Here is a 23,195-nt window from a genome sequence, read left to right on the forward strand (position 1 = left end):
TGAAGGTTTGACCGGACGAGGACCACGGAGGCGGCGCAGTGTCGGATGCCAGGACCCCTGCGCAGATCGAGGCGGACATCATCAGCAGGCGTGAGCAGCTTGCGGTGATGCTCGATGAGATCGGGGTGCGGGTGCACCCGAAGACGATCATGGGTGATGCGAAGGCCAAGGCTGCCGAGGCCGTGGACCGGGCGGCCGGGCGGGCTTTTGTCGCGGTGAACCGGACGGTGTCGGACGTGAAGGCGCAGTTTGTGTCCGAGGACGGCACTCCGCGTATGGAGCGGGTGATTCCGGCGGCGCTGCTCACGGTGGGCGTCGTGGGTCTGCTCGCGGCGTCGAAGCGGCGGCGGAAGAAGTGATGTCGCGGTCCGTGTACCCCGGAGGCGTGCGGAGCCGCGGTGGACAGGTAGGTTGCGGGGCGTGAGCGAGAACACCGACGACAAGCTGCCCATCCGCATGCTGCATGACCGTGTGCTGGTCCGTTCCGATGCGCCGGAGGGTGAGCGGCGCTCGGGTGGCGGCATTCTGATTCCGGCGACGGCTGCGGTCGGCCGTCGGCTGGCCTGGGCCGTGGTGGTTGCGGTGGGCCAGAACGTGCGGACGGTGGAGCCGGGCGACCGGGTGCTGTACGACCCCGAGGACCGTGCGGAGGTCGAGGTGCGTGGTGTGGCGTATGTGCTGATGCGCGAGCGGGATCTGCATGCGGTGGCGGCGGACCGGTTCGAGGGGTCGGTGGATTCGACCGGGCTGTATCTGTAGTCAGTAGCAGTTGTGAGCGGGGCCTGGTGACCATTGTCACCAGGCCTTTTACTTGTTCTTTGCTACGGTGGAGCCACCCCGACGAGACGCGCCGTACCGGGTTTCGCAAAGACGACGCACCCCCTGTTGTTCGCTTGTTCTGTTTTGTCGGAGGTGCCGTCGTGGCATGGGTTCTGCTGGTTGTCGCCGGTCTGCTTGAAGTGGCCTGGTCGATCGGGATGAAGTACACCGAGGGGTTCACCCGGCTGTGGCCGAGCGTGTTCACGGGTCTCGGGATCGTGGCGAGCATGGTGTTGCTGGCCCAGGCGGCGAAGACGCTGCCGATCGGTACGGCGTACGGCGTGTGGGTCGGTATCGGTGCGGCCGGGGCGGCGATACTCGGCATGGTGGTGCTGGATGAGCCGGTGACCGCCGCCCGGATCTTCTTCATCTCTCTGTTGCTGGTGGCCGTGGTGGGGCTGAAGGTGACCTCCGGTCACTGACGCGGCGCCGGGGTGCCTGGTACGCCCGGTAGGAAGTCGTAGCCGCTCCCGTCGCCGTTGTACCCGCCGCGGGGGCCGGTGTTGTACCCGTCGCCGTTGTACCCGCCGCCGTTCTCCGCGCCGCCGATTTCCGTTCCGCCGCCGACCGGCCCGCTGATGTCCGCGTCGGCGGCGGGTTCACTGCTCGCGGGGCTCGGCGGGCTGCTGGGCGGGATGCTTCCGGGGCTACTGGGCGATGTGATGGAGGGGGTCTCGGACGGTGTCCCGGTGCTGCCGGGGCTGGAGTTCTCCTCGGTGGGCTGCGCGGTTTCCTCGGCGCCGGTTTCGAGGCTGAGGTCGAAGTCCGTGACCGTGGTGCCGCGCAGCGCGGCTTCGGTGTACTGGGCCCAGGTCCGGGCGGGCGCGCCGCTGCCGTTGATGCGGGCTGTTCCGAGTGCTCCGTAGAGCGGTTTCTGTGCACCGGTGTCGGGGTCCTGGCCCATGACGGCGATGACGGTGGCGAGGTCGGGGGTGTAGCCGGCGAACCAGGCTGCCTTGTCCTCCTCGGCGGTGCCGGTCTTGCCTGCGGCGGGGCGGCCGGCGCCCTGGGCGGCGGTGCCGGAGCCGCTCTGGACGACGCTTCGGAGGATCGCGGTGGTTGTGTCGGCGGCTTCGCGGCTGACGGCCTGTTCGGTGTTTGCGCTGGGGAGTTCCAGGTCGACGCCGCCCTTGCTGACCTTGTCGACGAGGGTGTATGCGCTGTGCCTGCCGTGGTTGGCGAGGGTGGCGTACGCCTCGGTCATGTCGAGGACGCTGGCGGTGGCGACGCCGAGCGCGATGGACGGATAGGGGGTGAGGTCGGGGGTGTTCTCGGGGATGCCGAGGTCGATGGCGGTCTGCTTGACCTTGTCGGGGCCGACGTCCTCGGCCATCTGGGCGTAGACGGCGTTGACGGACTTGTCGGTGGCTTCGCGGACGGTGATGGGTCCGTAGCTGATGTCGTCCTCGTTGGCGGGGGCGTATCCGGTGGGTCCGTTCGGGCCCTGGACCATGCGTTTGTTGGTGCCGTCGTACACGGTGTTGGGCGTGATGAGCCGGCCGTCCTGGGTGGTGGAGCCGTTGGCGACGGCGGAGGTGAAGACGAACGGTTTGAAGGTGGAGCCGACCTGGTAGTCGCGGCGGGTCGCGTTGTTCACGTACTGCTTGGTGTAGTCGACGCCGCCGTACATGGCGACGACCCGGCCGGTGCCGGTGTCGATGGAGGCGCCGCCGACGCGGACGTTGCGGTCGGCCGTGCGGTCTGTGCTCGTCTGGGACATGACGTTGTCGTCGACGGCTTTGACGAGTGCGTTCTGTTTCTTCTTCTCCAGTGTGGTGGTGATCCGGTAGCCGCCGGTGGCCAGGGTGTTCCCGTCGATGATTTCGTTGCTGGTGAGGTAGTCCTCGACTGCCTGGACGATGTAGCCGCGCTGTCCGGAGAGCCCGGTGGGTGATTTGACCTTGCCGGGTACGGGGAATTTCATGGCGGCGCGTTCGCCGGGGTCGAGCCACTTCTCCTTGACCATGCCGTCGAGTACGTAGTTCCAGCGCGCGAGGGCCGCGGCCTTGTTCTCGGGGTGGACGACGATGTCGTACGCGCTGGGGGCGTTGAGCAGGGAGGCCAGGTAGGCGCCCTCGGCGGTGGTGATCGTGCTGATGTCCTTGCTGTAGTAGGCGTGCGCGGCGGCCTGGATGCCGTAGGCGTTGCGGCCGAAGTAGCTGGTGTTGAGGTAGCCCTCGAGGATCTGGTTCTTGGACTGCTCGCGGTTGAGTTTGATCGCGATGAAGAACTCCTTGATCTTGCGGATGAGGGTCTGTTCCTGGCCGAGGTAGTAGTTCTTGACGTACTGCTGGGTGATGGTCGAGCCGCCCTGCTTGCCCTTGCCGGTGAGGGTGTTCCAGGCGGCGCGGGCCGTGGCCTTGATGTCGATGGCCCGTTCGGAGTAGAACTCGCGGTCCTCGGCGGCCAGGACGGCGTGCTGGACGGTGAGCGGGACTCGGGCGAGTCCGACGTTCTCCCGGTTGACCTCGCCGGAGCGGGCGATGACGCTGCCGTCCTTGTAGAGGTAGACGTTGGACTGCGCGGTGGCACTGGCGTTGGCCGGCGGGATGTCGACGAGCTGGTATCCGGCGATGAAGCCGCCGATCAGAAGCAGGGCGACGACGAGGACGGTGCCGAGGACCATGCGCCAGGTGGGGACGGCGCGACGCCAGCCGGTGCGCTTGCTGTGCTTGGGTTTCTTCGCCTTGCCGGCTTCGCCGTCCTGCGCTGTGCTGTTGCCGCTGTTGCCGCTGTTGCTGCCGTGGGCGGACGGGTCCCTGGGGTCCCGGCCCCGGGGTTCGTGTTCCCCGCTCGGCTGCTGTGGCTCGTCGCTCATGTCCGTGCAGACTCCTCGGCCGCGGTCAGTTACCCCATAGTGCCCTTTTCCGTGTAATAAGCAGCGGATCGACCCCTGAAAAGCGGTCGCGGCGGCTGTCTCCGTTGAACTAGGGTCTTGCGCTTTGGTGTCCAACGCCGTTGGGTGCCCGGGCGATGGGGGTGGTTGCGGTGCGGCTGTACGCGGTGGTGGCGGCGGGAGGGTTCCGGCGCTATGCCACTTACCGGACCGCGACGGCGGCGGGAGTGTTCACCAACACCGTCTTCGGTTTCATCATGGCGTACACCTATGTGGCGCTGTGGGACGAGCGTCCGCGGCTCGGCGGTTACGACATGCCCCAGGCGCTCACCTATGTGTGGCTGGGGCAGGCGCTGCTGATGACCTGCGCCATGATGGGCGGCGGTTTCGAGGACGAGCTGATCGAGCGGATCCGTACCGGCGATGTCGCGATCGATCTCTACCGACCGGCGGACCTCCAACTCTGGTGGATGGCCGGTGATTTGGGCCGGGCCGCGTTCCATCTGCTGGGTCGCGGGATTGTGCCGATGCTGCTGGGATCGCTCGCCTTCGATCTGGCGCTGCCTGCCTCGCCGGGGGTCTGGCTCGCCTTCCTCGTCTCGGTGACGCTCGGTGTCGTGGTCAGTTTCGCGATCCGCTATCTGGTGGCGCTCTCCGCGTTCTGGCTGCTGGACGGGGCGGGGGTGTCGCAGATGACGGCGCTGGCCGGGATGTTCTTCTCCGGGATGCTGCTGCCGCTGACGCTGTTCCCCGGGGTGCTGGGCGATGTGGCGCGGGTGCTGCCGTGGTCGTCGCTGCTCCAGGTGCCGGCCGATGTACTGCTCGGCAAGAGCGCGGGGTGGGGGCTGGTGGAGGCGTACGCCTTCCAGGGCGGCTGGGCGCTGACGCTGCTGCTGGTGGGGCGGTTGGTGCAGTCGGTGGCGATGAGGAGGGTGGTGGTCCAGGGTGGCTGAGACGGCGCGTGCGGTGGGGGTGGCCGAGGCGGCGGACGCACCCGAGGTGGTGTTCGTCGAACGGTCCAGGCTCGTCGAGGGGGTCCGGGCGTACGGGCTGATCGCGACGATGTGGCTGCGCTCGACGATGGCTTACCGCGCCTCGTTCGCGATGACGGCGTTCGGGAACTTCGCGGTGACCGCCTTCGACTTCGTCGCGATCCTGTTGATGTTCCAGCACGTGGATGCGCTGGGCGGGTACACGCTGCCGGAGATCGCGCTGCTGTACGGGGCCTCGGGCACCGCGTTCGGCCTCGCGGACCTGGTGATGGGCCCAATGGGCCGGCTGGGGCGGCGGGTGCGCGACGGCACGCTGGACACGCTGCTGGTACGGCCGGTGCCGGTGCTCGCCCAGGTCGCGGCGGACCGGTTCGCGCTGCGCAGGATGGGGCGGATCACCCAGGGGGTGCTGGTCCTCGGGTACGCGCTGGTGACGCTGGACATCGGATGGACGCCACTGAAGGTGGCGATGATCCCGCTGATGCTGCTGAGCGGGGCTGCGATCTTCGGAGCGGTGTTCGTGGCCGGGGCGGCGTTCCAGTTCGTCGCGCAGGACGCTTCCGAGGTGCAGAACTCCTTCACGTACGGAGGGAACACGCTGCTCCAGTACCCGCCGTCGATCTTCGCGAAGGACCTGGTGCGGGGGGTCACGTTCGTGGTGCCACTGGCCTTCGTGAACTGGCTGCCCGCGCTGTATGTGCTGGGCCGGGACTATCCGCTGGGCCTGCCCGACTGGGTGGCGTTCCTGCCCCCGGTGGTGGCGGGCCTGAGCTGGCTGCTTGCGGGTCTGGCCTGGCGCTTGGGCCTGCGGGCGTACCGCAGCACGGGCAGTTGACGAACACACCGAGCAGGGCAAGGCGAGCGCAGGGACAGGGGCACCGGAGATGAACACCGAGAACGACACCGACTTCATCGATCTCGACAACGTCGAAAAGGTCTTCGACGTGCGCCGGAAGACCGGCTTCATGCGCGGTGAACGCCGCCAGGTGCGAGCGGTCGACTCCATCAGCTTCCGCGTCGCGCGCGGCGAGATGGTCGGCTACATCGGCCCGAACGGTGCCGGGAAGTCGACCACGATCAAGATGCTGACCGGCATCCTCACCCCGAGCGGCGGCCGGCTGCGGGTGGCGGGCATCGACCCTTCCAGGGAACGCACCAGGCTGGCGCACCGGATCGGTGTGGTGTTCGGCCAGCGCACCACGCTCTGGTGGGACCTGCCGCTGCGCGACTCGTACCGGCTGATGCACCGGATGTACCGGATTCCCGACGCCCGCTACCGCGAGAATCTGGACCGCTGTGTCGAACTCCTCGATCTGGGCGAGCTGTTGGACGTCCCCGTACGACAGCTGTCGCTGGGGCAGCGGATGCGCGGTGATATCGCTGCGGCTCTGCTGCACGATCCCGAGGTGCTGTACCTGGACGAGCCGACGATCGGCCTGGACGTCGTCTCCAAGGCCAAAGTCCGTGGATTCCTGCGTGACTTGAATGCCGAACGCGGCACGACCGTACTGCTCACCACGCACGATCTGACGGACATCGAGCAGCTCTGCAAGCGCGTGATGGTGATCGACCACGGCCGTCTGATGTACGACGGGGCGCTCGCCGGACTGCATGAGGCGGGCGAGAGCGAGCGGATGCTGGTGGTCGACCTGGAGCGCCCACTCCCGCCGATCCGGCTGGAGTCGGCGCCTTCGGTCCGTACGGTGAAGGTGGAGGGGCCGCGCCAGTGGCTGGCCTTCCCGGCCTCGGAGTCGGCCGCACCGCTGGTCGCCCGGATCGCCGCGGATTACCCGCTGGCCGACCTTTCGGTGCGGGAGCCCGACATCGAGGCCGTGATCGCGAAGATGTACGCGTCGGCCGGCGGGATGTAGCTCGGTGACGGGAGCGTACGCGTTCAATAGGCTGCGCGGTATGACAAGTAATGTTCCGGAAATGCGTGCCTCCGATGCCGAGCGTGAGCGTGTCGCCGAGACCCTGCGCGAGGCGGTGGCCGAGGGCCGGCTGGAGATGGAGGAGTTCGACCAGCGGCTCGAAGCGGCCTACAAGGCCCGCACGCATGGGGAGTTGGAACCGCTCGTCCGTGACCTTCCGGCGCCGGGCACGGCAGTTGCCCCGGTGGGCCCCGCCCCGGCTCCGGCGGCGACGGGTTCGGCGGTGCGCTGGGCGGACCGGATCGGCAAGCCCGCCACGTCGAGCGGTGCGTTCGCGTTCTGGGGTGGGTTCGGCCGCCGGGGGAACTGGACGGTGGGCCGCAAGTTCACCGCGTTCGCGATGTGGGGCGGCGGCGAGATCGATCTGCGCGAGGCCGACTTCGAGGACCGCGAGGTGGTCGTCCGCTGCTTCGCGATCATGGGCGGTATGCAGGTCACGGTCCCGCCGGAGCTGAATGTCGAGGTCAGGGGCATCGGCATCATGGGCGGCTTCGGCGAGCACTCGAAGGACGAGGGAGTCGTGTCACCGGATTCCCCGCGGGTGCGGATCACCGGGCTCGCTCTGATGGGCGGCATCGGTGTGGAGCGCAAGCGGAGCAAGGCGGAGAGGCAGCGGCTGAAGGACGCGAAGCGGGCGCGGCTGGAGAAGGGCCGGGGGTCCTCGGACCGCGCCGAGGACTGAGCCCGAGACGTCCTCCGGTCTTCCGCCGCCCCGGGCCCCGCCGTCAGAGCCGGCCGGAGACAGGCCGTTCGTGTCGCAGGGCCGGCAGGTCCACCAGCGAGCCCAGCCGCTGGTAGCCCGTGTCATTCAGGTGGAGATGGTCGCCGGAGTCGTAGGCGGGCAGCAGCCGGGTCGGGTGGTGCGGGTCGCGGGCCGCCTTGTCGAAGTCGATGACCGCGTCGAAGACCCCGCCCGCCCGGATCAGTTCGTTGACCTGTTCCCGTACGGCGTTCTGCGCGGGTGTCCAGCCGCGGAACCCTTCGTACGGCATCAGTGTCGCTCCGACGACCCGCAGTCCTTGTGCGTGGGCGCGCTGGGTCATGGACCGCAGGGCGTCCACGATGCGCTGCGGGTCGGTCTCCTGCGGGAACTGCTGCACGTCGTTGATGCCGAGTGCGACGACGACCGTCCTCACCCCGGCGACGTCCAGTACGTCGCGGTCGAAGCGGGCGCTTGCCCGTACGCCGCGTCTGTCGCCTCCGTCACGCAGGATGCGGTTGCCCGCGATGCCGGCGTTGACCACTCCGTATTGGCCGCGCAGCCGGTCGGAGAGCACGTCGGGCCAGCGGCTGTTCGCGTCGAGGGTGGAGCCGGTGCCCGCGGTCAGCGAGTCGCCGATCACCGCGACCGTTCCGGCGGCGGTCTTGTTGTGTACGTCGACGGCGGTGAGGTAGCGCCAGTCGGTGGTGCGCCAGGTGCCCCGCTCGTCCTCCACGTACGACGTCTGGTGGGCGCCCGGGTGGATGGTGACGGGGCCCTCGGCGCTGGGGGTGCGCAGGGTGACGACGAGATCGGCGTCGGCGGCGACGGGGACGAGCACCGGGTCGCTGACGATCTTTCCGCCCGCGGGGACGGTCACGGCACCGGCGCCCCGGAACGTCACGGGGCGCTTGTTCACCGTGGCGTGGTCCACGACCAGCGGGTGCGTACCGAAGAGATTGGAGAGGGTGATGCGGGCCGCGTCGCCGCCGATGCTGGTGTGCACGACGTTACGGATGGTGCGCCGGGTCGGGCCGCTGCCGTGGTGCTTGTCGATCACTCCGGTGGCGGGGGCCGCCGCCCAGGTGCCGAGCCAGAGGCCGGTGGAGTGGGCCGGGGCGGCGGGGGCACGGGCCACGGACCGCTGGTCGGGTGCGGCGATCTGGTTCGACCGGGTGCCGGAGCCGGAGAAGAGCAGGGTGCCGACGAACACCACGCCGGTGGCGAGTGCGGCGGTGCCCGCCACGAGGGCGATGAGCGGGGCATACCCCTGGCGCCTGGGCATGGACGGTGTGTCTCCTCGTGGTCAGGCCTGCCGATCTTGAACCGGCCAGCCTTAAATCGGACTGGTCCCATGATGGGGCAGGGCCTCGGGAACTCGACGCGCGGCCCGGGAGTAGGTCAAGTAGGGACAATGCGTACGGGGCGCCGGGGGCGATGCGTATGCGGACGGGTGGAGCGGATGGAACGGAACGATGGGACCGGACCCGGGAAACAGGGTGCGGGGCAGCCGAAGCGTGCCCGGGAGCAGGTGGCGGGCGCGGCCCGTCCCGCGCCCGGCGGGCGCCCGGCCCCCCTCGCCTCGTTCGCGTACACCGCGGCCGACGAGGAGAAGCGGCGCGGCGTACGCCGGATGAAGACCACGGCCACGGGCCTCCTTCTGCTGGTCGCGCTCGTGTACGTCCTCGCCACCTGGGCGAAGAACGCGGGTGTCAGCGGCTGGCCGGGCTTCGTCGCCGCGGCCGCCGAGGCGGGGATGGTGGGTGCGCTGGCCGACTGGTTCGCCGTCACGGCGCTGTTCAAGCGTCCGCTCGGCCTGCCGATCCCGCACACCGCCATCATCCCCACCAAGAAGGACCAGCTCGGAGCCTCCCTGGGCTCCTTCGTCGGCGAGAATTTCCTCTCCGGCGATGTCGTACGGAGCCGTATCCATGCCCTGGGCATCGGTCGCCGGCTCGGTGCCTGGCTGGCCGAGCCGGATCACGCCGACCGGGTGACGGCCGAGCTGTCGACCGCGCTGCGCGGTGCGCTGACGGTGCTGCGGGACTCCGATGTGCAGGCCGTGGTGGGTGAGGCGATCACCCGGCGGGCCGACGCGGCGGAGATCGCTCCCGGGCTCGGCAAGATGCTGGAGAAGATCGTCGCGGACGGCGGCCACCGCAGGATGGTGGACCTGATCTGTGTGCGGGCACACGACTGGCTGGTGCTGCACGGCGACTCGGTGATGGACGCGGTGCAGGGCGGGGCGCCGGGCTGGACGCCGCGGTTCGTCGACAAGCGGGTGGGGGAGCGGGTCTACAAGGAGCTGCTGCGCTTCATCACGGAGATGCGGGACATGCCGGGGCACCCGGCGCGCGGTTCGATCGACACGTTCCTGACGGACTTCGCGGCCGACCTCCAGACGGACTCGGACACCCGGGCACGGATGGAGCGGCTGAAGTCGGAGATCCTGGGGCGCGGCGAGGTCCAGGAGGTCATCGCATCGGCCTGGTCGTCCGTGCGCACGATGATGATCACGGCCGCGGACGACGAGCAGAGCGAGCTGCGGCTGCGCGCGCGGGCCTCACTGCTGAGTTTCGGCGCGCGGCTGGCGAAGGACGAGCGGATGCAGGCCAAGCTGGAGGGCTGGCTGGAGGACGCGGCGGTCTATGTCGTCACGACCTACCGTGCGGAGATCACGTCGCTGATCAGTGACACGGTCGCGAGCTGGGACGCGGACCAGACGTCGAAGAAGATCGAGGCACACATCGGCCGTGACCTGCAGTTCATCCGGATCAACGGCACGGTGGTGGGTGCACTGGCGGGGCTGCTGATCTATACGGTGTCGTGGGCGCTGGGGGCGTAGCCGGTCACCGCGGGGCAACGAGAGGGGGTCCGGTGAAGGCCGTTCGGCCTTCACCGGACCCGGGACCCGCCGCGTGCCGGCTCAGCGCTTGATGAGGGCGGTGATCTCCTCGCCGGCCTTCTTCATCGCGTCCTTCGGCTTCGACGTGCCGACCAGGACGGCCTGGACCTGCTTGGCCACGGCCTCCTCGATCTGGGCGTTCTGTGCGAACTGCCAGAACGGGCTGCCGGTCGCCGTCTTGGTGATCTTGTCGGTCCACTCGGTGGTGAAGGTGTCCTTCGCGACCTTCGGGTCGGACAGGCCCGCGGTGGTGGACGGTGGCAGGGCGCGGGAGGCGAAGTACTCGGTGACCGTGGCGCGGTCGGAGGTGGTGTGCAGTGCGAACTGTGTCGCGGCGTCCTGTCCCGTGCCCTTGACGACCGCGATCACGCCGCCCCACAGCAGCGCCTGCGGCGTGTCGCCGGAGCGCAGCACCGGGCGCTGCATCGGCTGCATCGCGTCGGCCAGTGTCTTGTCCTTGGACTGGGCCGCGGTCACGCCCTTGCCGATGATGGCGTCGTCGTAGAAGGCGGCCTTGCCCTGCCCGAACAGGGCGCGTGCGTCGAAGCGGTCCACGTCCGCGGCGATCAGTTTCGCGTCGTGCAGCTTCTTGTACCAGGTGACCGCGTCGACGGAGGCGTCGTCGCCGATGGTCACCTTGTCGCCCTCCATGAGCGTGCAGCCGAAGGTCTGCATCCACGGGAAGATGTCCTTGAGCTGCGCGACCTTGGTGGCCGCGGCGTAGGGCACGATGCCGCCGCCCAGCCCCTTCAGCTCCCGCAGAGCGTCCTCGAACTCCTCGACGGTGGTGGGGTGCTTCTTGATGCCGGCCTTCTCCAGGAGCTTGGAGTTGGCGATCACGCCGATCGAGCCGGTGTTCCACGGCAGGCCGTACTGCTTGCCGTCGTACATGCCGCTGTCCAGCGCCACGTCCGTGTAGCCGCCCTTCGGGGCCACGGAACCGAGGTCGGCGAGCTTGCCCATCTGCGCGACCGCGGCGAGCCAGGCGATGTCGAGGTGCACCGCGCCGGTCGTCTCCCCGCCGCCGAGCTTGAGGGTGAGCTGGCTCAGGTACTCGTTGTACGGGTACGAGACCGCGCGGATCCTGGAGTTCTCGGCCTTCTCCCACGCCGTGATGATCTTCTCGATCGCGGGCTTGGCGGCCTCCTCGTTGAGCGACCAGGAGGTGAAGTCGAAGTTCTTGGACTTCGTGTCGCCTCCGTTGGAGGAGGTGCCGGCGCCGGACGGTGCGCAGGCGCCCAGCACGCCGACGCCGGCCGCGCCGAGCGCGCCGATGCCGAACACGCGCAGCGCGCCGCGCCGGCTGATGCCAGAGGTGGTCATGGTGTCTCCAGGGGGTGGGCGGAAGGGGAAGTACGTGGGGGAGGGTGCGGACGGAGCCCGCGGGCTCAGCTCTTGACCGAGCCGGCGGTCATGCCGCCGACGAGATAGCGCTGCAGGAACATGAAGGCGACGACCACCGGGACGGACACGACGAGCGAGGCGGCCATCAACTCGGGCCAGGCGGTCTGGAACTCGCCGATGTAGGTGGAGACGAGGCCGGGCGGCAGGGTCTGCTTCTCCTTGTCGGCCAGAGTCACCGCGAAGATGAAGTCGTTCCAGCCGCGGACGAAGGAGAACAGGCCGGCGGCGATCATTCCGGGCGCGGCCAGCGGCGCCACGATGGAGTGCAGCGTCCGCCATCGGGACGCGCCGTCGATGGACGCCGCCTCCAGCAGGGCGTCCGGGATGGTGTCGAAGATGCCCTTCAGCATCCAGACGCACAGCGGCATCGTGAACGTGGTGAAGGACAGCACCAGGGCGGTGTACGTGTTGAGCAGGCCGAAGCTGGAGAACACGGCGTACAGCGTCACCAGCAGGAGCGCCTGCGGGAACATCTGGGAGGCCAGTACCAGGTGCATCAGCGAGCGCCGCCCGCGGTAGCGGAACTTGGAGAACGAGTAGCCCATGTACGTGGCGACGACCACGCTCAGTACGGCGGTGATCGAGGCGACGACGAGGGAGTTGACCAGGTACGTGATCAGCTGGTCGTTCTCGGCCAGGGCCGTGAAGTTGCCGAAGGTGATGTCGGTGGGTACGAGCCTCGGCGGGAACTGGAAGGTCTGCTCGGGGCTGCTCAGGGCGGTGGCCAGCAGCCAGTAGACCGGCAGCATGCCGAAGGCGCCGATCACCAGGACCGCGGTCCAGGCGGCGATCCGTGAGCGCAGCAGGTCCTTGCGCATCCGGCGCCGCGAGGTGCGTCCGGCGGATGTGGCGGTCGGTGCCGGCCGTTCGGTGCCGGTCAGCGGGGTGGAGGTCGTGGAGGTCATCGGGCGTCGCCCTTCCGCTCGGTGATCCTGAGGTGGACGGCGACCAGGATGAGCAGGAGCAGCATCCACAGACCGCCCAGCGCGGTCGCCCGGCCGATGTCGAAGCCCTTGAAGGCGGTCTGGTACACGGCGGTCGCGAAGGTCTCGGTGGTGCCGGCCGGGCCGCCGCCCGTGAGCACGTAGATGGTGTCGAAGTGCTGGAAGTTCCAGATGAACTCCAGGAGCAGCACGATCGAGGCGACACCGCGGACCTGCGGCCAGGTGACGGCGAAGAAACGCCGGATCGAGCCCGCCCCGTCCATCGAGGCCGCCTCGTGCAGTTCCTTGGGCACGGTCTGCAGGCCGGCCAGGAGCATCACCATCATCCAGGGGAAGCTCGCCCAGGTCTTGGTGATGATGACGGCGAGCATGGCGGTGCCGGGCCGGCCGAGCCAGGAGACGGACTCCTCGATGATTCCGGCGTTCATGAGGATGCCGTTCAGCACGCCGTAGTTCGCGTTGAAGATCCACATCCACAGGAAGGAGACCACCACGCCCGGGATCACCCACGGGAAAAGGAACAGGCCACGCAGGAAGCCGCTGCCCTTCAGGCCCGAGTTCAGCGCGAGCGCGAGCGCGAAGCCGATCACGAAGGGGATGAGTGTCGCGCCGACGGTGAAGACGACCGTCTGCTTGAGGATCGTGAGGAACTCGCCGTCCAGCCAGTAGGCGAAGTTGTCCAGGCCGACGAACTCCCGCCCCGGAAGCCGCAGGTCCTGCTTGAAGAAGCCGGTGAACAGCGCCGACAGCAGCGGGTAGATGATGATCGTCGCGAACAGGGCGAGCCCCGGTGCGGTCAGCAGCAGTGCGAACGCGCCGTTGGAGAGCCGTCCGCCGGACCGCTCACGGCGTGGAGCGGCCTTCTGCGGAGGTGCGGCCGTACTCATGGGTGTGTCCTCTCGAACGGGGCGGGAGCGTTGGTGCGGGGCGTGGCACGCGGCGCCGTGCGCCGGCGGGCGGATGCGACGCGGCCGGGCGTGAGCGGTGAGCCGCCCCGTCCCCTGCTTCGACCGAGGCCCTGTGTGAATGCCATGCATGCTCCAGTGAACGCAAGTTGCAGCATGCGGGATCGTTCTCCATATCGTGCGACGGCGTCAACCCTATTGGTTGGTGAATCGCCGGTTCTGTGCGGGACCGGCGACATCGCCGAACAGGCCGGACTCGGCCGCCGGCCCGCGGCGGCGGTGTCGTCGGCTGCGCCGGAAATTTACAACACATCCCACTGGATGAACAGTGGTTGCACAATATGCATGTGATGTACGTTCAGGGCGGCTCCGCTGCGGCGGAGAGTATCCGAGCTTCACACCAAGGAGGCCGCACCGTGCGGGAAGAAGAGGTCCATTACGACATCGCCGTCATCGGCGGTGGCCTGGCGGGGACCTGCGCGGCCATTGCCGCGGCCCGGCTCGGCCGACGCGTCGCCCTGGTCAACAACCGGCCCGTCCTGGGCGGCAACGCCAGCAGCGAGATCCGCGTCTGGGTCTGCGGCGCCACCGCCCACGGCGTGCACCGCTGGGCCCGCGAGACCGGCATCATGGGCGAGCTGTACACCGAGAACCAGTACCGCAACCCCGAGGGCAACCCGTACTACTGGGACCAGGTGGTCCTCGACGCCGTCCGTGCCGAGCCGGGCATCGACCTGTACCTCAACACCGACGTACGGGAGGCCGACGCGAGCGGCCCGGACGACGCACGCGAAATGCACTCCTGCACCGGCTGGATGATGGGCTCCGAGCGGCGCATCACCTTCCACGCGAAGCAGTTCCTCGACTGCACCGGCGACGGCCTGCTCGGCCACCTCGCCGGCGCCCGCCACCGCATCGGCCGCGAGTCCCGCTCGGAGTTCGGCGAACCCTGGGCGCCCGAGGAGCAGGACGAGGCGCTGCTCGGATCGACGATCCTGTTCCACACCAAGGACACCGGCCGGCCGGTGAAGTTCGTACCGCCCGCCTCCGCCCGAGACCTCACCACCACGCCCATCCTGCGCAACCGCGTGCTGCGCACCGGCGACAACGGCTGCGACTACTGGTGGATCGAGTGGGGCGGCGAACTCGACACCGTCCACGACAACGAGCGCATCCGCGACGAACTCCAGTCCGTGATCATGGGCATCTGGGACCACATCAAGAACTCCGGCGAGTTCCCGGACGCCGAGAACCTGACGCTGGAGTGGGTCGGCAGCCTCCCCGGCAAGCGGGAGTACCGCCGCTTCCTCGGCGACCACATGCTGACCCAGCAGGACATCCTGGAGCAGCGGCAGTTCGACGACCGCGTCGCATTCGGCGGCTGGTCCGTCGACCTCCACCCGGTGCAGGGCATGTACGCCGACGAGCCCGGCGCCCGCCAGCGCTACGCGGACGGCATCTTCCACATTCCGCTGCGCTCCCTGTACTCGGCGAACGTCACCAACCTCCTGTTCGCCGGGCGCAACATCTCCGCCACCCACGTCGCCTTCGGTGCCACCCGTGTCATGGCCACCTGCGCCACGCTCGGCGAGGCCGCGGGCACGGCCGCCGCACTGTGCGTCGCCGAGGGCATCGGCCCGCGCGAACTCGCCGCCAAACACCCCGAACTGGTGCGCCGCGCCCTGCTGCGGCAGGACGCCTCGGTCATCGGCCTCGCCGACGACGACCCCGACAACCTGGCACGCACGGCCCGCGTCAGCGCCTCCTCGCACCTGAGCCGCCTGGCCGCCGAGCCCACACCGGCCGCGCCCGGCGAGCCGTACCCGCTCACCCGCGACCTCGCGCTGCTGCTGCCGGTGGACCCCGCACTCGACATGGTCGACCTGCTCGTCCACGGCGCCCCGGGCGAGCGGAGAAGCGAACTCACCGTGGAACTGTGGAGCACCGGCCGCCCCGAGAACGCAGTCCCCGTCGATCACCTGCTCACCACCACGGTGACCGTTCCCGCCGCCGGCCCCCACTGGGTCACGGCCCGCCTCGATCACCGCCCGGACACCCCTGAGAACGTCGTCCTGATCGTGCGCGCCTGCCCGGGTGCTGCGCTGGTCCTCGTCCCCGAGCGCACCGACGGCGTCCTCGCCCTGCGCAGCAGGGCCGAGGGGGACGCGGCCGTCGACCACGACATCCCGGAGGAGGACGGCCAGTTGGTCCTGGAATGGCAGGCCCGCGGCCTGCGCCGCCGGACCTTCGGCTTCCGCGCGACCCCGGACACCGCCGCGTTCCTGCCCGAACGGGCCGTCGGAGGATTCCAACGCCCCTACGGGGGCCCGCAGATGTGGTCGTCCGAGCTGCTGCCCGACCCGGACCGGGCCACGCAGTGGCTGCGCCTCGACTGGGACGAGGAGCAGCAGCTCACCGAAACGCGCGTGGTGTTCGACGACGACGTCGACGAGTACCTCAACAACCTGCACCGCCACCGCACCCCGTTCGAGGTCATGCCGGAACTGGTCCGCGACTACCGCATCCAGAGCCGCGAGCCCGACGGCACCTGGCGCACGCTGCTGACGGTGACGGGCAACCGCCGCCGCCACCGCGTGCACGAACTGAACGGTGTGCACGGCGGGCCCGTGCGCACCGATGCGCTGCGGCTCGTGGTGGACGCGACGCACGGGGCGCGGCACGCGCACGTGATCGCGTTCAAGGCGTACGGCGCATAGCCACGCGGCGAAGGGGCCGGGGGAGGACCGAACGGTCTTCCCCCGGCCCCTTCGCCACGTGATTCGTTCGCCGCGTGATTCAGAGGGCGCCGAGTGCTTGGCTGATGACGTCGGCGGCTTCGATGACCTCGCGGATGAGGGTGGGGCGCTGCCCTTCGGCTTCGGTGCGGTTGTCGAGGAGGGAGGCGGGGCCCCACAGGGAGATGGCGGCGACGACATCGCCCGAGGCGTCGCGGACGGGCGCGGCGAGGGAGGCGCGGCCCAGGGCGCGTTCTTCCGCTTCGATGGCGTAGCCGGTGCGGCGGACGGTGTCGATCTCGGTGTCGAGCAGGTCGTGACTGGTGGTCGTGTAGTCGGTGTGTGCCGCGAGCGGTTCGGGAAGCAGCTTGCGGCGCTCTTTGGGCGCGAGGCCGGTCAGGAGGCACTTGCCGATGCTCGTGGCGTGCAGTGGGGCGGTGTGTCCGGCCTGCGTGTAGGACTTCGGGGCGCGGGCTCCCTCGAAATTGCACAGGAACATCAGCTCGGTGCCGCGGCGGATGGCGACGTTGGCTCCCAGCCCGGTGCGGGTGGCGAGGTCCTGGAGGACCATGCGGGCGGCGCGGTGGACGGGGTGGCGATTGGTGGCGGTGGCGGCGAGCGGGAGGATGCCGAGGCTGAGCCGGTAGAGGTTGCTGACGGGGTCGCGTTCGACCATGTCGAGGCGCTCAAGGGTGGACAGCAGGCGGGAGGTGGTGGAGGAGCCCAGCCCGGTGAGTTCGGCGACGTCGGAGACGCGCAGTTCGGCGCGGGCGGAGTCGAGTGCGCGCAGCACCGAGACCGCTCGTTCCACGCTCTGGTTCGTCCCGGCGTCGCTCGCCCGAGTAGCCATGACCCTCCTCATTCTGCAAACCGCTTGCACAATCTGCATCAGCATATCGCGTCGGCTTGAGGCCTGTTCCTGAAATCCAACGGCTCGCGGCCGGAACGGAACGGATGCGGGTCACCCACCGCATCCGCACCTGCCGCTAGAGTGCGATGCCTGTTCGATTCGCCGCGAGGCGGAGGGGAGGGGCTGTGAGTGCACAACTGAGAGACACTGCCGGGGAGTTGGCGGATATCTTATGGCGGGAACACACCGTGTACCGGGAGCGGTCCGGCAGTGTGGTCATCAGAGGTGAGCATGTACGGCGGTGGATCAGCCTTGCTCCGGCGGGCGGCCGGGACGAGGTCCTCGTACGCGCGGGGCGCATCCTGGACGGCGGCACCACCGCTCCGGCGCGTTCGGAGGCCGTGGTGCCCCTCTCCGCCGGTACAGGCGTGCTGGCCGCGACCTGCCGTCGCCTGCTCGCCGAGGCGGCGGCCGATCCGGCGCCGGTCGCACCGGGACGGGCAGCGCCCGAGCGGTCCAAGCGCTCCGGGAAGGCCGCGCGGCCCAAAGGCGGTGGGAAACACACCGGTCTCGGTTCATGGGTGATCCTCGCCTGCGTCGTCGGTGTGATCGCCCTGTACGTCTACAGCACCGCGACCACGAACTAGGCCCTGAGGTTCCCGGTTTCCAAGCCCCGCAGAGGGCTCCGGGTGCGTACCCGTCCTGTCGTACGGATACGCACCCGGCTCGGATCGATCGGTCTTGCGCGGGGGAGTGCCCTTCGGTACGTACAGGGTCCCGCCCGCGTTCAACGCGGCCGGCAGATGATCACCGGCGATCCGTACGGATTCAGGCTGCCCGGCGGGTGACTGCCCACGATGCCGCGGCCACGCTGCCCGCCACGGCGAAAACGGCGGGCCAGGCGCCGATCTTCTTGGCCAGCGGGTGCGAACCGGCGAACGCGGCGACATATGCGGTGGTCAGCCCGACGGCCGCACGCGGTCCGGCCTGCTGGTTCCACTCGTACGCGGCGACGGTGCCCGCGGCGGCGAGGGCGACCCCGCCCAGTGGCCGCTTCTTGGTCCATCGTGCGACGGCGTACCCGCCGACCAGCCCGCTTGCCGCCACTGCCGCTGCCGGAACCTTCGCCATCGCAGCCACCTTCACTTTCTGTCCGTGTTGTCCGGAATCGACTCGGAGTCCGGTTCTTCGAGGCTAACGCGATGCGCGGACTTTCGGTCGTCGAGGGGTGTACAGGTGTTCGCCCTGGGTGACTCGGGCGCCTCGCCGGACGTCGCATGGCTCCCTGTGTCCGCCTGCCTCGAGATCCGCACCGTCACAGAGACGGACGCGCGGGACTGCGTCAAAAAACTGCGGGAGGGAACAGTCGACGCCGTCTCCACCGACCAGTTGATTCTCTACGGATTCGTGACTCCTCCCCCTCATGGATGAGGGGGCTTCTCGCTATACCGGTGCGGCTTCGCGACGGACCAGCCCGGCCCGTAGAACGTTCAGGGCGCCCACTGTGTCCGCGTGCACCTGGTGGCCGCACGAGACGCAGTGGAACTTCTCCTGGGTGGGCCGGTTCTCCTTGGCGGTGTACCCACATTTGGGGCACCGCCGAGAGGTGTTGCGGGGGTCCACGGCGATCACTTCCCGTCCGGCGCTTTCAGCCTTGGCGGTGAGGATCGTCAGGAACACCCCCCATCCGGCATCTGAGATCGAACGGTTCAGCCCGGCCTTCGCGGCGGCCCCGTTGGGCAGGAAGCTGCCTGGCTGCTCGGGGTCCGGCTTGGGGGCGGGAGCGTTGCTCATGTTGCGGATCTTGAGGTCCTCATGCGCGATGAAGTCGTGTTCGCGTACGAGGTCAAGCGCTGTCTTGTGTGCGTGGTCGAGCCGCTGGCGTCGGACCTTGCGATGCAGCGCGGCGACCCTCTCGACCGCCCGGCGGTGATTCTTTGTGCGCTTGTCCCGGCGGACGCGGGGGAACCGGGCAAGTGCCTGTTGCGCAGCCTTCAGCTTCGCGGGCGGCCTTCCGGCTGTGGCGCGGGCTGGGGACGTGCTCGCCGTTGGACGTGGTGAGGAATGACGCGATGCCCATGTCGATGCCGGTCACGGGGCTGTCGCCGTACCGCGCCCTCGCTGGTCTCGACCTGCCGCGCCAACGTCCGCGCCCAACCACGCGCCTGCTCCGCGTCGTTCCCCGCGACCGGCTTCCGCAGCGCGAAGACAGCGACCGCCAAGCCGATGATGCTGATGGGAAGCGCAAGGAGCGTGGCAGTGTCGGGCCCACTGGAATCCTTTTCGGAAAGCTGCTGCACGGCGTAGACCGCGCCTGCCATGAACCCGATGCCGCATAAGACGCCGATGAGCTGCCACACGCGCCGGTGCCGACGCCCCCTCAGATCAATCACCCCCAATCCTTCCGCACAGCACAACCCCGCGAGGCCCGTTCCCCACAATTTGGGAACCATCCCGCCCACGCCCTGCCCCGGGTACGCCGCTCAGGCGCGCAGACGCGAGAGCCAGCCGCTGGCCTTCTGCTCGGGCAGGGCCTGGTCCTGCTCCCGGCGGGCCTGAACCCTTCTGCTGCAATGCGCAGGTCATGCAAGCACAACAGATCAACCGGCGGGGCCACCGAAGACCAGGCCGTGGCGATTCCCGTACCCGGCGGCCTGGCGGGGACAGTGCGCGCCCTGCCCGGCCAACGAGGCGTGTGCGGCCAAAAGAGTGTTGTCCCGTCAGTCTACGAGGCACGAAATACGGAGTTTCGGGAGACTGGCGGCCAGTACTGAGGGTGCCTCCTGGCAGCCGTCCCTGAGGGGCGATTTCCGGCCACAACACAACGCACCGTACGCTTCAACACATCGGTCACCAACGGTCGGCCGGGAGAGAAGGGCGACAACATGACCTCCGAGACCAACGCGCTCGGCACCATCGATGCAACAACTGCCTTGCTGCAGGCGGAACTTCCGCGCCTGGAAGGGCACCAGCAGGCTCTGGAAAAGGAACTCGCGGCTGTCACCGAGCGTCTGGAGTCGGTACGGACCGCTCTGACGGCCCTGCGTGTGCTGTCCACCGCTCCTGTTCCCTCCGCGAACACGGAGGCGAAGGCGGACGACGTCAAGGCGGAGAACGTCAAGGCGGAGAGCGTTGCCGCTCCCAAGATTCCGCAACAGGCTCAGCACTCCATCGACTCCGCCGTCCAGGCAGAGGCCCCGCAGGAGCCGGCAGAGGCCGCCCCCGTGCGCCGTACCGCCCGGAAGGCGTCTGCGCCCAAGAGCCGCAAGCAGGCTCCCGCCAAGCCGAAGAGCGAGCGCGGACAGGTCAAGAAGGCCGCCGCCGCCAAGTCCACCAAGCCCGCGAAGGCCGCCACGCCCGCCAAGGAAGCCAAGCCCGCCAAGGCCGCGAAGGCCAGGGCGCCGAAGAAGGCAGCGCCTGCCGCTCCGGCCGTCGACGACAGCGGCAGCCTCACCGAGATGGCCATGAAGGTGCTGTCCACGTTCGGCGACACCCCTGTCCGTGCCCGTGAGGTCACGAAGGCTCTGGGGCGTGAGCTCACCCCCAACAGCATCAACACCGTACGCAGCACGCTCGACCGGCTCGTCGCCACCTCCCGGGCCCACCGCGCCGGCCGGGGCCTCTACCAGGCGCCCGCCAACTGACGCCTCCCGCGAAGGATCCTGTTCAGACCGCCCCCGTCACGGCTCGAAGGCCGTAACGGGGGCGGTCTGCTGAAAGCGCGACGCGCGGCTGCGCGCGTGTGCTGCGGGTGCGCTACGGGTGTTGTGGCCGGAAACGAGCACCGGGCGCTCTGCTCCTGCGGGGTGTGACCCAGCGGATCAGGGACGCTTTGGACGGGGGGCGCCGGCGAGGTTGTCGGTGGCATGACCTATTCTTCGCTCACTCGTCACACGTGCAGCACAGGTCGCACACAGCAACTGCCGCCCGACAACTGCATGTAGTGGCCCCACACTCATTCCGGGGGGTTCGAACCCACGTGCGTATGCGCACTCTCCCGGCCGCCACAGCACTGGCGGTCCTCTTCAGCTCGGCGGTACTCACCGCCGCACCGGCGTCCGCCGACACCACCAGGCCCCTCGCGGTCTCGGACGCTTACGACACGGTCGCCGACGGCGTCCACCAGCGGCTGTACTTCAGCGACCAGTACCAGGGCAAGATCGTCGTCACCGACTACACCGGCAAGGTCGTCACCACGCTCACCGGCCTGTCCCAGGTCCGTGACCTCGAACTGAGCCCGGACTCGGGCACGTTGTACGCCGCGCTCTACGGCGCCGACAAGATCGTCGCCATCGACACCGCGACGCTCACGCAGACCGCCGAGTACCCGACCGGCGACAAGACCACCCCCTCGCGGCTCGCCTACGCAGACGGCAAGCTGTGGTTCGGATACGGCGACCAGTGGAGCTCCGGGCTCGGCTCCGTCGACCTGACCGCCGAGACGCCCACGGTGGCGCTGGACCTGGCGGCCGGACACGACTTCGCGAGCCCGCCCGAGCTCTACGCGGACCCCGACAACCCGGGCACGCTGCTTGCCCTCGACGCGCACATCAGCTCCGCCCCGATCATCGTCTACGACATCTCCACCGGTACCCCGGCCATCCGCGTGTCCGCCAAGAAGGGCGGCTTCTACAAGGACGCGGCACTCACCCCGGACGGCCAGAACGTCGTCGTGGCCGGGCCCGGGAACCGGGCACTCACCGAGTACCGGCTCTCGGACCTGGAACAGGTGCGCACCTACCCCGTCCCCGACGATCCGGAGACGGTCAGTGTCGCTCCGGACGGCACGGTCGCGGCGACCGTCCTCGACACCGACGACCTCGGCGACGCGTACGTCTTCTCCGGCGGCAGCGACAAGCCCGCCAGCGTCCGCAACCTGTCGTACAACTGGATGCCCTGGGGCGGGCACTCGATGAACTGGTCGGCCGACGGCGGGAAGCTGTTCGTGCTGACCGGGTCCAACGACGCCACCCAGTTCCACGCCATCGACGAGCCCCGCAAGTACGTCGGCACGCTCAAGGTCGATGCCCCCACCACCGCCACCCGAGCGAAGTTGCTCACCGTCAAGGGCTCGCTCACCACCGGCCTCGCGCTGCCCGCCGGGACCCCGCTGACCGTCACCCGCACCGACATGGAGTCGCCGAAGGGGAAGTCGCTCGGCACCAAGTTGCTCGGCACGGGCGGCAAGTTCTCCTTCACGGACACCCCGCCGGCCGGCGGCAAGGTCACGTACACGGTGACGTATGCCGGTGACGCCACGCACTCCTCGGCGACCGCCTCGGACACCGTCGACGTCTCCCGCGCCACGCCCACGCTGACACTGAACAACAACGGCAAGGTGTACGCCTACGGCAAGGACGTCGCGTTCACGGCGCACCTCGGCACGACGTACACGAACCGCACGGTCGAGATCTGGGCCGACCCCTTCGGGGCGGACAAGCCGAAGAAGCTGGTGAAGACCGGCAAGGTCAACTCCAGCGGCAACCTGTCGGTCACCCTGGACATGACCCGGGACACCACGGTCACCGCCGTGTTCAAGGGTGACGCCCGCTACGCCCCGAAGTCGGTCAAGTCCACCGCGTACGCCGGGGTGAAGGTCTCGACGGCGCTGTCCAAGCACTACAAGACCGGCAGAATCGGCTCCACGACGTACTACTACTTCCGCAAGAACACCGACGTCATATCCACGACGACGATGAGCTACTACAAGGGCCGCAAGCATCGGCTCGATCTCCAGGTGTACCACCAGGGCAAGTGGTACGACGGGGCCACCGAGTACTTCAAGCTCGGCACCAACGGAAAGTCGGTCGTCAACCTGGGCCACTCCGGCAAGTCCGGCATCCGCGCCCGCGTGCGCTCCTCGTACATCAACTCCGGTTCCGGGGACACCGTGAACTCGACGACGTACGGAAGCTGGAAGTACTTCATCTTCACCAGCTGATGCATGGCCGAGGTCTCATGAGGCTGTGACGTCAGGGGCGCGTTCCCCACGCGGGGACGCGCCCCTGTGCTGTCTCCATCGCGTTCTCCGCCCGAGGTGCAGCGGGCGACCGGGCCCCGTGAGGCCCCGCGTGCGGCGGTCAACTCGGCGAGCGGGACACATGCCCCCAGATGGCCGTCGGCAGAACCGATTCAGCGGTTCCCGTCCGGGTGAAGAAACTCGACATCCGGCAG

Annotated in this window: 19 protein-coding genes, 1 pseudogene and 1 riboswitch; of the genes and pseudogenes, 12 read left to right on the forward strand and 8 right to left on the reverse strand. The window is 69.0% G+C overall.

Annotated features, from left to right (window positions below; all coding sequences use genetic code 11):
- Positions 1-38 precede the first annotated feature (38 nt).
- The 3 genes from ACH4EW_RS09220 to ACH4EW_RS09230 all read left to right on the forward strand — a co-directional run bounded on the left by ACH4EW_RS09220 (position 39) and on the right by ACH4EW_RS09230 (position 1,241).
- Positions 39-359 carry a DUF3618 domain-containing protein gene (locus ACH4EW_RS09220; RefSeq protein WP_398253662.1) on the forward strand — a complete coding sequence of 107 codons (321 nt, stop codon included), beginning with the start codon at positions 39-41 and terminating at the stop codon, positions 357-359.
- Between the two features lie 61 nt (positions 360-420).
- Positions 421-759, forward strand: coding sequence for a co-chaperone GroES (locus tag ACH4EW_RS09225; RefSeq protein WP_327274989.1), 339 nt, complete (start codon positions 421-423; stop codon positions 757-759).
- A 56-nt stretch (positions 760-815) separates the two neighbouring features.
- A riboswitch (guanidine-III (ykkC-III) riboswitch) is annotated at positions 816-880 on the forward strand.
- 40 nt (positions 881-920) lie between these two features.
- Positions 921-1,241: a DMT family transporter gene (locus ACH4EW_RS09230; protein WP_398253665.1), complete on the forward strand. Its 321-nt coding sequence runs from the start codon at positions 921-923 to the stop codon at positions 1,239-1,241.
- Here the strand turns inward: ACH4EW_RS09230 and ACH4EW_RS09235 are convergent.
- Positions 1,235-3,637, reverse strand: a complete 2,403-nt coding sequence (locus ACH4EW_RS09235) for a transglycosylase domain-containing protein (RefSeq protein WP_398253667.1) — start codon at positions 3,635-3,637, stop codon at positions 1,235-1,237. The two genes, ACH4EW_RS09230 and ACH4EW_RS09235, sit on opposite strands and share 7 nt — an antisense overlap.
- Before the next feature lie 170 nt (positions 3,638-3,807).
- On the opposite strand from ACH4EW_RS09235, the gene ACH4EW_RS09240 reads away from it, so the two are divergent.
- From ACH4EW_RS09240 to ACH4EW_RS09255, 4 genes are all read left to right on the forward strand, one after another.
- Complete coding sequence (locus tag ACH4EW_RS09240; protein WP_398254756.1) at positions 3,808-4,608, forward strand: ABC transporter permease; 801 nt, start codon at positions 3,808-3,810, stop codon at positions 4,606-4,608.
- Positions 4,601-5,482 carry an ABC transporter permease gene (locus ACH4EW_RS09245; RefSeq protein WP_398253669.1) on the forward strand — a complete coding sequence of 294 codons (882 nt, stop codon included), beginning with the start codon at positions 4,601-4,603 and terminating at the stop codon, positions 5,480-5,482. The genes ACH4EW_RS09240 and ACH4EW_RS09245 overlap by 8 nt, the downstream gene beginning before the upstream one ends.
- A 49-nt stretch (positions 5,483-5,531) precedes the next feature.
- A complete protein-coding gene (locus ACH4EW_RS09250; RefSeq protein ID WP_398253671.1) occupies positions 5,532-6,518 on the forward strand; it encodes an ATP-binding cassette domain-containing protein in 987 nt (328 codons plus the stop codon).
- A gap of 61 nt (positions 6,519-6,579) precedes the next feature.
- Positions 6,580-7,260, forward strand: a complete 681-nt coding sequence (locus ACH4EW_RS09255; RefSeq protein ID WP_398254759.1) for a DUF1707 domain-containing protein — start codon at positions 6,580-6,582, stop codon at positions 7,258-7,260.
- A gap of 43 nt (positions 7,261-7,303) precedes the next feature.
- Here the strand turns inward: ACH4EW_RS09255 and ACH4EW_RS09260 are convergent, their stop codons facing one another.
- Complete coding sequence (locus ACH4EW_RS09260) at positions 7,304-8,563, reverse strand: SGNH/GDSL hydrolase family protein (protein WP_398253673.1); 1,260 nt, start codon at positions 8,561-8,563, stop codon at positions 7,304-7,306.
- A gap of 177 nt (positions 8,564-8,740) precedes the next feature.
- Between ACH4EW_RS09260 and ACH4EW_RS09265 the strand changes: the two genes are divergently transcribed.
- Positions 8,741-10,123: a DUF445 domain-containing protein gene (locus ACH4EW_RS09265; RefSeq protein ID WP_398253675.1), complete on the forward strand. Its 1,383-nt coding sequence runs from the start codon at positions 8,741-8,743 to the stop codon at positions 10,121-10,123.
- A gap of 81 nt (positions 10,124-10,204) precedes the next feature.
- Here ACH4EW_RS09265 and ACH4EW_RS09270 read toward each other — a convergent pair whose 3' ends face one another.
- The 3 genes from ACH4EW_RS09270 to ACH4EW_RS09280 all read right to left on the reverse strand — a co-directional run bounded on the left by ACH4EW_RS09270 (position 10,205) and on the right by ACH4EW_RS09280 (position 13,418).
- The gene (locus ACH4EW_RS09270; RefSeq protein ID WP_398253677.1) at positions 10,205-11,506 is read right to left on the reverse strand and encodes an extracellular solute-binding protein; all 1,302 of its coding nucleotides are present in this window, start codon (positions 11,504-11,506) and stop codon (positions 10,205-10,207) included.
- Between the two features lie 65 nt (positions 11,507-11,571).
- Positions 11,572-12,492 carry a carbohydrate ABC transporter permease gene (locus tag ACH4EW_RS09275; protein ID WP_398253680.1) on the reverse strand — a complete coding sequence of 307 codons (921 nt, stop codon included), beginning with the start codon at positions 12,490-12,492 and terminating at the stop codon, positions 11,572-11,574.
- Complete coding sequence (locus ACH4EW_RS09280; RefSeq protein WP_398253681.1) at positions 12,489-13,418, reverse strand: carbohydrate ABC transporter permease; 930 nt, start codon at positions 13,416-13,418, stop codon at positions 12,489-12,491. Before ACH4EW_RS09280 ends, ACH4EW_RS09275 begins: the two co-directional genes overlap by 4 nt.
- A gap of 434 nt (positions 13,419-13,852) precedes the next feature.
- On the opposite strand from ACH4EW_RS09280, the gene ACH4EW_RS09285 reads away from it, so the two are divergent.
- A complete protein-coding gene (locus ACH4EW_RS09285) occupies positions 13,853-16,153 on the forward strand; it encodes an FAD-dependent oxidoreductase (protein ID WP_398253684.1) in 2,301 nt (766 codons plus the stop codon).
- 79 nt (positions 16,154-16,232) lie between these two features.
- On the opposite strand, the gene ACH4EW_RS09290 is transcribed toward ACH4EW_RS09285, so the two are convergent.
- Complete coding sequence (locus ACH4EW_RS09290) at positions 16,233-17,021, reverse strand: IclR family transcriptional regulator (protein ID WP_398253687.1); 789 nt, start codon at positions 17,019-17,021, stop codon at positions 16,233-16,235.
- A 227-nt stretch (positions 17,022-17,248) separates the two neighbouring features.
- Between ACH4EW_RS09290 and ACH4EW_RS09295 the strand changes: the two genes are divergently transcribed.
- On the forward strand, positions 17,249-17,668 hold the full coding sequence (locus ACH4EW_RS09295) for a hypothetical protein (RefSeq protein ID WP_398254762.1): 420 nt from the start codon (positions 17,249-17,251) through the stop codon (positions 17,666-17,668).
- Between the two features lie 181 nt (positions 17,669-17,849).
- Here the strand turns inward: ACH4EW_RS09295 and ACH4EW_RS09300 are convergent, their stop codons facing one another.
- Together ACH4EW_RS09300 and ACH4EW_RS09305 are read right to left on the reverse strand one after the other, a co-directional pair.
- Positions 17,850-18,152, reverse strand: coding sequence for a hypothetical protein (locus ACH4EW_RS09300; RefSeq protein WP_398253689.1), 303 nt, complete (start codon positions 18,150-18,152; stop codon positions 17,850-17,852).
- Positions 18,153-18,464: 312 nt separating this feature from the next.
- A pseudogene (locus tag ACH4EW_RS09305) lies at positions 18,465-19,116 on the reverse strand (RNA-guided endonuclease InsQ/TnpB family protein); the annotation flags it as partial.
- A 790-nt stretch (positions 19,117-19,906) separates the two neighbouring features.
- On the opposite strand from ACH4EW_RS09305, the gene ACH4EW_RS09310 reads away from it, so the two are divergent.
- Together ACH4EW_RS09310 and ACH4EW_RS09315 are read left to right on the forward strand one after the other, a co-directional pair.
- Positions 19,907-20,665 (forward strand): hypothetical protein, encoded by a 759-nt coding sequence (locus ACH4EW_RS09310; RefSeq protein ID WP_398253692.1) that lies wholly within the window; start codon positions 19,907-19,909, stop codon positions 20,663-20,665.
- 341 nt (positions 20,666-21,006) lie between these two features.
- Positions 21,007-22,962 carry a YncE family protein gene (locus ACH4EW_RS09315; RefSeq protein ID WP_398253695.1) on the forward strand — a complete coding sequence of 652 codons (1,956 nt, stop codon included), beginning with the start codon at positions 21,007-21,009 and terminating at the stop codon, positions 22,960-22,962.
- The last annotated feature ends 233 nt before the right edge of the window (positions 22,963-23,195 follow it).

This window comes from Streptomyces sp. NPDC018000 (genome assembly GCF_044328025.1).
Lineage (GTDB): Bacteria > Actinomycetota > Actinomycetes > Streptomycetales > Streptomycetaceae > Streptomyces.